Source organism: Staphylococcus sp. GDY8P85P (assembly GCF_017892405.1).
GTDB lineage: Bacteria > Bacillota > Bacilli > Staphylococcales > Staphylococcaceae > Staphylococcus > Staphylococcus borealis.
On record NZ_JAESLA010000041.1, the window covers coordinates 25,147 to 37,742 of the forward strand.

General features: G+C 33.2%; 13 protein-coding genes. All 13 read left to right on the forward strand.

The genetic code is table 11. The features are described 5' to 3' along the window. The first annotated feature begins 1 nt into the window (after nucleotide 1). The 13 genes from KA828_RS08945 to KA828_RS09005 all read left to right on the forward strand — a co-directional run bounded on the left by KA828_RS08945 (nucleotide 2) and on the right by KA828_RS09005 (nucleotide 12,580). Nucleotides 2-958, forward strand: a complete 957-nt coding sequence (locus KA828_RS08945; protein WP_210126074.1) for a polyprenyl synthetase family protein — start codon at nucleotides 2-4, stop codon at nucleotides 956-958. Nucleotides 959-1,111: 153 nt separating this feature from the next. Further along, complete coding sequence (gene ndk, locus KA828_RS08950; RefSeq protein WP_053029437.1) at nucleotides 1,112-1,561, forward strand: nucleoside-diphosphate kinase; 450 nt, start codon at nucleotides 1,112-1,114, stop codon at nucleotides 1,559-1,561. Between the two features lie 347 nt (nucleotides 1,562-1,908). Beyond that, the gene (gene aroC, locus KA828_RS08955; RefSeq protein ID WP_210126075.1) at nucleotides 1,909-3,075 is read left to right on the forward strand and encodes a chorismate synthase; all 1,167 of its coding nucleotides are present in this window, start codon (nucleotides 1,909-1,911) and stop codon (nucleotides 3,073-3,075) included. 32 nt (nucleotides 3,076-3,107) lie between these two features. Further along, nucleotides 3,108-4,172: a 3-dehydroquinate synthase gene (gene aroB / locus KA828_RS08960; RefSeq protein ID WP_210126076.1), complete on the forward strand. Its 1,065-nt coding sequence runs from the start codon at nucleotides 3,108-3,110 to the stop codon at nucleotides 4,170-4,172. Nucleotides 4,173-4,184: 12 nt separating this feature from the next. After that, on the forward strand, nucleotides 4,185-5,483 hold the full coding sequence (gene aroA / locus KA828_RS08965; RefSeq protein ID WP_210126077.1) for a 3-phosphoshikimate 1-carboxyvinyltransferase: 1,299 nt from the start codon (nucleotides 4,185-4,187) through the stop codon (nucleotides 5,481-5,483). 6 nt (nucleotides 5,484-5,489) lie between these two features. Further along, nucleotides 5,490-6,734 (forward strand): tetratricopeptide repeat protein, encoded by a 1,245-nt coding sequence (locus KA828_RS08970; RefSeq protein WP_075108772.1) that lies wholly within the window; start codon nucleotides 5,490-5,492, stop codon nucleotides 6,732-6,734. A 5-nt stretch (nucleotides 6,735-6,739) separates the two neighbouring features. Then, nucleotides 6,740-7,285, forward strand: a complete 546-nt coding sequence (locus tag KA828_RS08975; protein ID WP_256713933.1) for a YpiB family protein — start codon at nucleotides 6,740-6,742, stop codon at nucleotides 7,283-7,285. Nucleotides 7,286-7,309: 24 nt separating this feature from the next. Beyond that, the gene (locus KA828_RS08980) at nucleotides 7,310-7,909 is read left to right on the forward strand and encodes a DUF1405 domain-containing protein (RefSeq protein ID WP_075108774.1); all 600 of its coding nucleotides are present in this window, start codon (nucleotides 7,310-7,312) and stop codon (nucleotides 7,907-7,909) included. Nucleotides 7,910-7,953: 44 nt separating this feature from the next. Beyond that, nucleotides 7,954-8,652 carry a zinc metallopeptidase gene (locus KA828_RS08985; RefSeq protein WP_075108775.1) on the forward strand — a complete coding sequence of 233 codons (699 nt, stop codon included), beginning with the start codon at nucleotides 7,954-7,956 and terminating at the stop codon, nucleotides 8,650-8,652. A gap of 289 nt (nucleotides 8,653-8,941) precedes the next feature. After that, on the forward strand, nucleotides 8,942-9,259 hold the full coding sequence (locus tag KA828_RS08990; protein WP_075108776.1) for a nucleotide pyrophosphohydrolase: 318 nt from the start codon (nucleotides 8,942-8,944) through the stop codon (nucleotides 9,257-9,259). Between the two features lie 28 nt (nucleotides 9,260-9,287). Continuing rightward, entirely contained in the window at nucleotides 9,288-10,418 is a 1,131-nt protein-coding gene (gene bshA, locus KA828_RS08995) for an N-acetyl-alpha-D-glucosaminyl L-malate synthase BshA (protein ID WP_210126078.1), read from the forward strand. Nucleotide 10,419: 1 nt separating this feature from the next. Beyond that, the gene (locus tag KA828_RS09000) at nucleotides 10,420-11,622 is read left to right on the forward strand and encodes a CCA tRNA nucleotidyltransferase (RefSeq protein ID WP_210126079.1); all 1,203 of its coding nucleotides are present in this window, start codon (nucleotides 10,420-10,422) and stop codon (nucleotides 11,620-11,622) included. Continuing rightward, nucleotides 11,609-12,580, forward strand: coding sequence for a biotin--[acetyl-CoA-carboxylase] ligase (locus KA828_RS09005; RefSeq protein ID WP_075108778.1), 972 nt, complete (start codon nucleotides 11,609-11,611; stop codon nucleotides 12,578-12,580). The genes KA828_RS09000 and KA828_RS09005 overlap by 14 nt, the downstream gene beginning before the upstream one ends. Nucleotides 12,581-12,596 lie beyond the last annotated feature (16 nt).

A 12,596-nucleotide genomic window follows, 5' to 3' on the forward strand; every position in this document is an offset into this window, starting at 1 on the left:
CGTGGCAAAGTTAAACATGAATAGCGAAATTAAGAACGTAGAAAAACGCCTTCAAAAAGCTATCGAAAGCAATGATTCAATTTTACATGAAGCATCATCTCATTTGCTTTCTTCAGGAGGCAAAAGAGTTAGACCCGCATTCGTAATCTTAAGTAGTCAGTTCGGACCACAAAAGAAAACTGAAGATACGTATCGAGTTGCAGTTGCCCTTGAATTAATTCATATGGCAACACTAGTACATGATGATGTTATCGATAAAAGCGACAAACGGCGTGGGCGTTTAACCATAGTTAAAAAGTGGGACGTTACTACCGCAATATTAACTGGAAACTTCTTACTTGCATTGGGTCTTGAACATTTATCTGAAATTCGTGATAACCGAATTCATCATATTATTTCAAATTCGATTGTAAACGTAGGACTTGGTGAATTATTCCAGTTTCAAGACCAATTCAATAGTGAGCAAAGTATTACCAATTATTTGAGACGCATCAATAGAAAGACCGCTTTGTTAATTCAATTAGCGACTGAAGTCGGTGCGATTACTTCTGAGGCTGATGATGAAACTATTCGCAAACTTAAAATGATAGGCCACTATATTGGCATGAGTTTCCAAATTGTTGATGATATTTTGGACTTCACTAGCACTGAAAAGAAATTGGGCAAACCTGTGGGTAGTGACTTAATGAATGGACACATTACGTTACCAGTGCTACTTGAAATGAAAAAAGATATATCATTCAAACGTCAAATTGCTTCACTCAACCATCAATCTAATGCTCAAGACTTTGAACCTTTGATTGAGCAAATTAGAAACTCTAATAGCATTAAAGAATCTAAAGCAATTAGTGATAAATATTTAGCTAAAGCGCTCAAGTTAATTAATGAACTTGATGAACCCAATGCTCAAAGTCTTTTTATTAAATTAATAAAGAAAATGGGATCACGTAACGTTTAAAATGAAAAAATATTGAAAGCGCTTTAACAACCTGTTACTATTGAATAGTAGCAGGTTTTTTGTTACGCCAAAATACGATACATATTTAAATATTCATCATTTAAGTCTTATGTTTATATCATTGAGACTTCACACACAGGGGGATAATTTACGATGGAAAGAACATTTTTAATGATTAAACCAGATGCAGTTCAACGTAATTTAGTGGGAGAAATTATTTCACGCATTGAGAGAAAAGGTTTAAAACTAGTAGGTGGTAAATTGATGACTGTTCCTCAATCATTAGCTGAAGAACATTATTCAGAACACACGGATAAACCATTCTACGGCAAATTAATTTCATTTATTACTTCTGCACCTGTTTTTGCAATGGTTGTTGAAGGCGAAGATGCCGTTGATGTATCAAGACATATTATAGGTAAAACAAATCCATCTGAAGCAACACCAGGTTCTATTAGAGGCGATCTTGGCTTAACTGTAGGACGAAATGTAATTCATGGCTCAGATTCAGTTGAATCAGCACAACGTGAAATTGCACTATGGTTTAATGAAGACGAATTAAGTAGCTATGCGTCACCTAGAGATGCTTGGTTATACGAATAGAAATTTAATACGCATATAATACTGATAAGGGTAGTCTAGATAAATAGGTTGAGGCTTACCTTTTAGATAAATCACAATGAATGACAAAATAGTGAAGCCGTTAATAATACGTTGCCTCACACTTGTCATCCTTTAGAGGGCGAACTAGAATGCATTATGAATACTAGTTCGCTCTCTTTCTATTTATTTAAGATGAAATATCATCATTTCATTTTTCATTCTTTAATTATTGAAATATTCTAATAAATTCAAATTTACTATTGCACACTAGTTATGTTATACGGTTGAATGTGATATGATAACACATATCACAATTTAACGTAGTAAAGGGAAAGGAGCGTATTCTCATGAGATATTTAACGTCAGGAGAATCACATGGTCCTCAATTAACAGTAATTATTGAAGGTGTACCTGCGAATTTAGAAATTAAAGCAGAAGATATTAATACGGAAATGTTTAAGCGTCAAGGTGGCTACGGTAGAGGACGACGTATGCAAATTGAGAAAGATGCTGTAGAAATTGTATCAGGTGTCAGAAATGGTTATACACTTGGCAGTCCAATCACACTTGTTGTCACAAACGATGATTTCACACATTGGAGAAACATTATGGGTGTTGAGCCTATTACAGATGAAGAAAGAGAGAATATGAAACGTACTATTACAAAACCACGTCCTGGACATGCGGATTTAATTGGTGGTATGAAGTACAATCATAGAGATTTAAGAAACGTTTTAGAACGTTCTTCTGCTCGCGAAACAGCAGCGCGTGTTGCAGTTGGGGCAGTATCTAAAATACTGTTAGAACAATTAGATATTCATATGTATAGTCGTGTAGTTGAAATTGGCGGTATTAAAGACGAAGGGTTATATGATACTGAAACTTTCAAACAAAATATAGATAAGAATGATGTACGTGTTATCGATGAATCTATCGCACAGAAAATGAGAGATAAGATAGATGCCGCTAAAAAAGAAGGCGATTCAATTGGTGGCGTTGTTCAGGTAATGGTCGAGAATATGCCTGTGGCTGTTGGTAGTTACGTACAATATGATCGTAAATTAGATGGTCGTATTGCTCAAGGTGTTGTTAGTATTAATGCTTTTAAAGGAGTAAGTTTTGGTGAAGGTTTTAAAGCCGCAGAAAAACCAGGAAGCGAAATACAAGATGAAATCTTATATAATAGCGAATCAGGCTTCTACCGTGGTTCTAATCACCTAGGTGGCTTTGAAGGTGGTATGACAAATGGTATGCCAATTATCGTAAATGGCGTTATGAAACCAATCCCAACTTTATACAAACCGCTTAATTCTGTTGATATCAACACTAAAGAAGATTTCAAAGCTACGATTGAACGCTCTGATAGTTGTGCCGTACCTGCAGCAAGTGTAGTTTGTGAACATGTTGTTGCTTTTGAAGTAGCCAAAGCGATTACAGAAGAGTTTCAATCCAACCATATTGATCAATTAAAAGCCCAAATTGAGGAACGAAGACGTCTGAACATTGAATTTTAAATCAATGTAAGTATAGAAACGAGGTATTTTGAATGCAATTACAAACAACGTATCCAAATAATAATTATCCAATTATCGTCGAACATAATGCGTTTGAAACATTATCTGACTATATACTAGACTATGATAAAGTCTTTCTCATCGTTGATGAATTTGTTGATTTTAATTTTAAACATAAGTTCACTTCACTACTTAACGCATCAAACACTTATAAGATTGTTGTACCTGCCGGTGAGAAAATGAAAACATTTGAGCACTATCAACAAACATTAGAACAATTACTTGAATATAACTTAACGCGCAACACGTGTTTAGTTGCGATAGGTGGCGGTGCTACAGGTGATTTCACTGGATTTCTAGCTTCATCTTTATTAAGAGGTGTTGATTTCATACAAGTACCTACGACGATACTTGCGCATGATTCAAGTGTTGGAGGCAAAGTAGGTATTAATTCTATTCATGGGAAGAATTTAATCGGTGCATTTTATCGACCAAAAGCTGTCATATATGATTTAAACTTTTTAAATACTTTACCCTATGAAGAAATTTTAAGTGGCTATGCTGAAGTTTATAAACATGCTTTATTAACAGGACAAGTCGCTACAGATGATATTGAGAAGCACTTTTCTACTAGAGAAAAGCTAAATTCTCTAAAAGATATGGATCAGTTTATCTTCAAAGGCATTAAGACGAAATTGAACGTCATCGTTAAAGATGAAAAAGAGCATAATATGCGAAAATATTTGAATTTAGGGCATACGTTCGGCCATGCTGTTGAATATAAGACTAAAATACCACATGGTCACGCCATAATGATTGGTATTATCTATCAATTTATTATCGCCAACAGACTATTTGAATCACAATTTGATGTTTCACATTATGCTAATTATTTAAAAACATTATGTTATCCAGTTGAATTGGTTCAACAATTAAACTTTAATGATATGTATCAATATATGTTAACGGATAAAAAGAATAATGGTGAAGGTATTCAAATGGTCTTACTAGAAGAGCTTGGTAAACCACGTGTCTGCCACGTTGAAAAAGACAAATTAATTCAAGCATTTGAGGATTTACAATTAGTATTAAAGTAGGTGGATGATAGCATGTCAAATGAACAAGTGATCGATATTAAGGGACCATTAGTTGGTGAAATTGAAGTGCCTGGAGATAAATCCATGACGCACAGAGCCATCATGTTAGCTTCTTTAGCAACTGGCCAATCAACGATATTCAAACCGTTATTAGGCGAAGATTGTTTACGTACAATCGAAATATTTAAATTATTGGGTGTTGACATACACATTGCGGATGACAAAATCGTTGTTAATTCACCAGGCTATAATAAATTTAAAACACCACATCAAACTTTATACACAGGTAATTCGGGCACTACGACACGCTTATTAGCAGGTTTGCTAAGTGGTCTCAACCTTAATTGTGTGTTATCTGGTGATGCGTCAATAGGTAAGCGGCCTATGGATAGAGTGATGAAACCACTCAGATTGATGGGTGCTAATATTTCAGGAATAGATGATAACTATACGCCTCTAATTATTGAACCCGCTTCACTAAAAGGTATTACCTATGAAATGGAAGTAGCGAGTGCACAAGTTAAAAGTGCGTTATTGCTTGCTAGTCTATTTTCAAATGAAGTTTCTGAAATTACTGAGTTAGATATAAGTCGAAATCATACTGAAACAATGTTTGAACATTATGGCATTCCAATTAGCATTTCTAGTAAGGTAATTACTACGCAGGCAAACGCTATCCAACATATCAAAGCTACAGACTTTAATGTTCCGGGAGATATTTCTTCAGCAGCATTCTTTATTGTAGCAGCACTTATTACGCCTGGAAGCGATATAATAATTCATAATGTTGGCATCAATCCAACTCGTTCAGGTATTATAGATATCGTTGAACAAATGGGAGGGCGTATTGAGTGCTTTAATGTCACGCAAACGTCAGAACCAACTGCATCGATTCGTGTAAAATATACACCAAACTTAAAACCAGTCCATATTGAAGGCGATTTAGTACCGAAAGCGATTGACGAATTACCTATCATTGCACTATTGTGTACACAAGCAACTGGTACAAGTATCATTAAAGATGCAGAAGAATTAAAAGTGAAAGAAACAAATCGAATTGATACAACTGCAGACATGCTTGGATTATTAGGCTTCGAATTACAACCAACTGAAGATGGGTTAATTATTCATCCTTCAGAATTCAAAAAATCAGCAACCGTAGATAGTTTAACTGACCATAGAATTGGGATGATGTTAGCTATAGCTTCATTATTGAGTGATGAACCGCTTAACATCCGACAATTTGATGCTGTAAATGTATCATTCCCTGGTTTCCTTCCTAAATTAAAGCTTTTAGAAAATGAGGGATAAAATAAAATGGAAGATATCTATAAATTAATAGACGATATCAATCTTCAAAAATTAGATCATTTAGATACACGCGTAAATGATGCATTGAGCTCTAATAATGATGATGCATTATTTATTCTTGGTGAAACCTTATATAATTTTGGATTAACACCTCAAGGACTAGAGGTGTTTAGAACTTTATATCATAAGTATCCAGATGAGAGTGAATTACTAATATACTTTATTGAAGGCTTAATGTCAGAGAACCAAACTGATGAAGCGTTAGAATATTTAAGTCAGGTTGCAATATCAACCGAAAAACTAATGTTAGAAGCTGATTTATATCAACAAATTAATATGACTGAAGTTGCTATTGATAAATTAATAGAAGCAAGAGAATTAGAACCTAACGACCCAATCATCCATTTTGCATTAGCTGAATTGTTGTATTTTGATGGTCAATACTTGCGTGCGACTCGTGAATATGAAGTCGTATTAGACACAGGTGAGTACGAAGTAAATGGCATTAATTTGTTTGCTCGCATGGCAGATTGCGCATTACAAAGTGGTAACTATAGTGATGCGATTCATTTATATGATGAAATTAATGAAGATGAAATGACTTCTGAAGATTTCTTCAAAAAAGCCATCGCATATGAAAAAAATGATATCACTCAAGAAGCTATTAAAATCACGAAAAATCTTCTATCTAAAGATCCTGACTTTATACAAGGATACTTCTATTTACAATCACTTTATGAAAATGAAAAAAATTATCCTGATGCAATTGAAACTGGTAAAGAAGGCTTACGCTTAAATCAATTTTATAAAGAATTGATGGTTTCAACAGGAAGTTTAGAAATTGAGCATGGCGATGCTAATGAAGGTGTTGAATTACTCAAACAAGCGCTTGAAGTGGACAACGCTTATCATGAGCCATTATTAATTTTGAGTGATTTATTCCGAAACGAAGAAGATTATGAAGCAATTATTGCATTGTTATCATATGTTGATGAAGATGATTTAGATCCTGTTTTCATGTGGCATTTAGCGCATGCATTTGGTCAAGAAGAACGTGATAAAGAAGCACAACATTTCTTTGAACTTGCTTATCCAACAATGAAAACGCAAAGCGCATTCTTAAGTGACTATTACTATTATTTAATTGAAATCGGTAATAAAGAAAAAGCAATGACACTCTTACAACAATTACTAGAAATGGACCCTAGTAATGAGACTTGGCAAGAAGAAGCCAATCGTCTTGATTATTAATGAAGGTGATTTACTTGAGTCAAACCCTTAATCAGATGAAACAAAGTTATATTGAATATGCTTTGTTTCATTATCATTTTAAATCGCGTATTAGTGTATGGATTTTAAACTATATTAAATCTCATTACGATCTGCTTGAACACGTTCATTTTGTTAATCAAAAAATATCCAATCATAAAACGCTAGAAATGAGTTTAAGTAATGCAGATGCTCCAGCAATTAAGTTGGTTAATAATCATCACATACTCATAAACACAAATGAGATTTTCAATTATATTATATCTCATCATTGTGAATTTGATATTCTGATTCATTTTTCAGACGAACACGCTACCGATTTTAAATTAAATGACTTGATGATTCATCAATTAATGTATTCAACTCAATATATGGCTTATCTAAATACGATTTACAATTTATCTCTTGATTCGACAAGTGTCTACTCACTCATTGAGCACTTGCGCCATAATATTGATTTAAGCCTTCAATTAAATGATCGAGAACAATTCTATCAATTAACTCAAATTTTAGAGGTGCTTGAAAATCGATAAAAGTCATTAAAGGAAATAAAACGAATGCTAACATTTAAACAAATGTGGGAGTTAACGTTATATCGTCAATCCTGCTTAATCTTTTTACTTATTTGTAACTTACTTGGCACGTTATATGGGTTCATTTGGTATGGTGATCAATTAGTTCAAACACCTTGGTATTTCTTACCTTTTATACCTGATAGTCCAATTGCTTCGCTTTTTTTATGTATTGTTATTTTTTGTTTAATTATCAATAAACATGTCCCGTTTATTGAAGCCCTTGCTTTCGTTACTTTATTAAAATATGGGCTATGGGCTGTAATAATGAATATTCTAATGATTCATTTAAATCATAATATAACAATCATGAATATATTTTTAATTTTGAGTCATGGTATTATGGCGATACAAGCAATTTACTTTTATCCTCGCTTAAAAATTAGAATAAGTAGTTTGCTAATTGCGATGGTGTGGGTGTTTCATAATGACTTCATTGATTATGTTTTAAATAAGTATCCGTACTATGACTTTATTGAGCAACATAAAGTTATGGTTGGCTATATCGCGTTTTGGTTAAGTTCATTAGCATTATGCTTATATTATTATTTACAAAAGATAATACCAATTAAATTATTTGATTAAATCAAGGATTCTCAGTAGAATATGGATAAAGGAGAGTGGAATTATTGTCTATAATGTCTTATATAATATATATCGTCATTATTATGCTCATTCCAATGTGGGCACAACACAAAGTAAAATCGAATTATGAAAAATATGCACAAGTGAGATCAACAAGTGGCAAAACTGGCCGTGAGGTAGCTGAAGAAATCCTTCATGCGAATGGCATCTATGATGTTGACGTCGTTAAAGGTGAAGGTTTCCTAACTGACCACTATGATCCTAAAAAGAAAGTTGTTTGTTTATCTCCTGCAAACTTCGATAGACCTTCAGTAGCTGGTACAGCTATTGCTGCACACGAAGTTGGACACGCGATTCAACATCAACAAGGTTATGTATTTTTAAGATTCAGAAGTGCGTTAGTACCATTTGCCAATTTAGGTAGTTCTTTAAGTTACATGATTATCATGTTAGGAATTATCCTTACAGCTATGGGAAGTGCATTTGGATCAACAGCATTATGGATTGGCGCTGGATTAATGTCACTCGCTGTCCTATTCTCGATTGTAACGTTACCTGTTGAGTTCGACGCAAGTTCACGAGCAATGAAACAAATAACTGCTTTGGATATTGTCAATGAAAAAGAATATAAACATGCTAAAAAAGTTCTTTCAGCAGCTGCAATGACGTATGTTGCCGCAACTGCAACAGCTGTCGCAGAATTAGTAAGAATTATTCTTATCGCTAAAGCGAGTGATAATTAATTTAGCTTATAAATATTTAGCATAATACAACATCATTTTTATGCTACTAGTATTAATAGCTCACTAAAGTTGAGTAAGTAATTATAATATGCTTTTCAATCTTAGATAGCGACGTGGGAGTAGGACATTGAATTCGTAAAGAATTCTGTTCTACTCCCAATTTTTTATTTTATAATTCTTGAAAATTTAATTAAAATATAATCCGTTCTTTTCATATTCATAAAATGCATGATTGTTTAATATGATATATACTTATTAAGTATCAATAATAAAGGAGAAAGTGAACACAATGAAATCTATGAAAGAAATGCAAAATGAAGTGGATGCTTACATTGGACAGTTTAAAACTGGTTATTTTTCTCCACTTGCAAATTTAGCACGTTTGACAGAAGAAGTCGGAGAACTTGCTAGAGAAATCAATCATTATCACGGTGAAAAGAAAAAGAAAGACACCGAAGATGAAAATACAATTAAAGCCGAATTAGGAGACAATTTATTTGTTTTACTTTGCTTAGCAAACTCACTCGATATCGACATGACTGAAAGCTTTAATGAAACAATGGAAAAATTCAACACTAGAGATAAAAATCGTTTTGAACGAAAATAATCATTTTTAAAAAGGAGGATAGTGTAACATGAAAATAGGTATTACATGTTATCCATCAATGGGCGGTTCTGGTATCATCGCTACTGAGTTAGGCATTAAAATGGCTGAGAGAGGTCATGAAGTACATTTTATAACGTCGAATATTCCTTTTAGAATCCGCAAACCTTTACCTAATATTACGTTTCATCAAGTTGAAGTAAATCAGTATGCCATCTTTCAATATCCTCCATATGATATCACTTTGAGTACTAAAATTTCCGAAGTGATAAAAGAATATGATTTAGATGTATTGCACATGCACTATGCCGTGCCTCATGCTGTTTGTGGCATTTTAGCACGTCAAATGTCTGGTAAAGATATTAAAATAATGACGACGTTACACGGTACTGATATTACCGTATTAGGTTACGATCACTCACTTAAAGGTGCTATCAAATTCGGAATTGAGCAAAGTGATATTGTTACAAGCGTGAGTCATTCATTAGCACGTCAAACAAAGTCCATCATTGAAACTGAGAAAGAAATTATCCCTATTTATAATTTTGTTCGTGAAAATGAATTTCCAACACGTCATGATGAAAAACTTAAAGAAGTCTATGGCATCAAACCAAATGAAAAGGTACTGATTCACGTATCTAATTTCAGAAAAGTAAAACGTATTGATACTATTTTAGAAACGTTTGCGAAAGTTCATCATCATATACCAAGTAAGCTCATTTTATTAGGAGACGGTCCAGAATTATTAGATATGCGAAAGTTAGCACGTCAATTAGATATCGAAAATGATGTGTTATTTTTAGGCAAACAAGATCAAGTAAGTGAATTCTATCAAATGTCTGATTTAGTGCTTCTATTAAGTGAAAAAGAGAGCTTTGGATTGACATTACTAGAAGCAATGAAGACAGGTGTTGTGCCTATCGGTTCTAATGCAGGTGGTATAAAAGAGGTTATCAAGCATAATGAAACAGGTTATATCGTAGATATTGGTGATAGCACTAGCGCAAGTGATTATGCCATACAACTTCTTACTAACCCTGATTTATACCAACACATGCAAACTGCTATGTTAAATGACATAGAAGAACGATTTGGTTCAGAATTAATTACAGATCAATACGAACACTACTATCGAAAAATGTTAAATCAAAAAGAGGATTAGTATGGGAACAAAACTATTTACTCAAGCAAAACCCATTTTAGAAAAAATAGAACACCATGGCTTTGAAGCATACTTCGTCGGAGGGTCTGTGCGTGATTATTTAATGGATAGACCTATCCATGATATCGATATTACAACTAGCGCAACACCAGATGAAATAGAATCGATCTTTGATAAAACAATCCCAATCGGAAAAGAGCACGGAACGATTAATGTCGTGTACGAAGGAACGAATTACGAAGTGACAACTTTTAGAGCTGAATCAGATTATATTGATCATCGCAGACCTAATGAAGTGTATTTTGTACGTGATTTAAAAGAAGATTTACAACGTCGTGACTTTACAATTAATGCTATTGCTATGGATAAAGATTTTAAAATTTATGACTATTTTGATGGTCAAACGGCATTACAGCAACGGATTATAACTACTGTTGGTATACCACACGAGCGTTTCGATGAAGATGCTTTACGCATTTTGAGAGGCGTACGCTTTCAATCACAATTAAATTTCACAATCTCACATCATACGTTTGAGGCAATGCAACATCATATTGCAGATATCGAATTTTTATCTATAGAACGTATCGTTGTAGAACTTAAGAAATTAATACAAGGTCAAAATGTTAGTGAAAGCTACACAACTTTATTGACATTGAACTTCTTTAATTATGTACCATTTTTTAAAGATCTGGATATGAAAGCAATAAGGATTAATGCACCGATAAGCTTTGAATTATGGCTAGCAATTTTGAAGACCATTGAGCAATCAGACACGCCACTTTCAAGCTTGAAAATAAGCAATAAAGAAAAAGCAAAAATTAATCAATATCATAAACTATTATTAGAGATGCCAAAAATCTCAACTAAAAATCAATTACAGTTATTTGTATATGATTATGGCGCAAGTAATATTTTGGACATCATTGACATAATTCCTTTACTTAAAGAAAATAATATTAAAGTAGCGTCACCTCTAATCTTTAATTATCAATCAATTAAAGAAATTAATCATCAATTACCAATTAAAAGTCGTAAAGCGCTTAATATCAATGGTGGCGATATACTCAAAGTTGTGTCTAAAAAAAGTGGTCCTTGGTTAAAAGAGGTGTTACGACAAATCGAAAGTGAAGTTGTTACACATAAAGTTTCAAATTCTAAAGATGAATTATTGAAGTGGGTGAAAGAGAATGTCAAAATATAGTCAAGATGTTATTCGTATACTATATAAGCATCAATCTGAATATATTTCAGGACAATATATTGCTGATCAATTAAATATTTCAAGAGCAGCTGTAAAAAAAGTCATCGATCAACTAAAAAAAGATGGGTGTAAAATAGACTCCATCAATCATAAAGGCCATCAATTAAATGAACTACCAGATTGTTGGTATCAAGGTATCGTAGCTTATATTTTAAAAGATTCGCAATTAGCCTCAGAAATAAAGGTATTCGAGAGTGTTGCGTCAACTCAAACGATTGCTAAGCAAGAATTAGTTGGCAATAGTGCATCAATGATTATTTTAAGTGATGAACAAACACAAGGACGTGGACGATTTAATCGTAATTGGGCATCTTCAAAAGGTAAAGGTTTATGGATGTCATTAGTATTACGTCCTAATGTACCTTTTTCAATGATTCCAAAATTCAATTTGTTTGCTGCTTTAGGTATTAAAGATGCTATACAGTCATTTACAAATGACAAAGTAGAAATTAAATGGCCGAATGATATTTATATCGCTGACAAAAAAGTATGCGGTTTTTTGACTGAGATGATAGCAAATTATGATTCAATTGACGCCATCATTTGTGGTATTGGCATCAATTTAAACCATGAAGATAGTGATTTCTCTGATGAGATTAAACATAGCGCGACAAGTGTCGGTTTACATAGTGATACTAAAATCAATCGATATACATTTTTAAAAGCGCTCATTTCATCAATTGAAAAACGTTATACTCAATTTTTAACTCAGCCATTTGCAGAAATTAGAAATGAGTATATTCAAGCTTCTAATATTTGGCAACGCCAATTACGTTTTACTGAGAATAACACACAATTTATTGGTGAAGCGATTGATATTGATCGTGATGGTTTCTTAATTGTAAAAGATGAGAATAATGAAGTTAGACGCCTTATTAGTGCGGATATAGATATATAAAGCGTATGACAAGAAG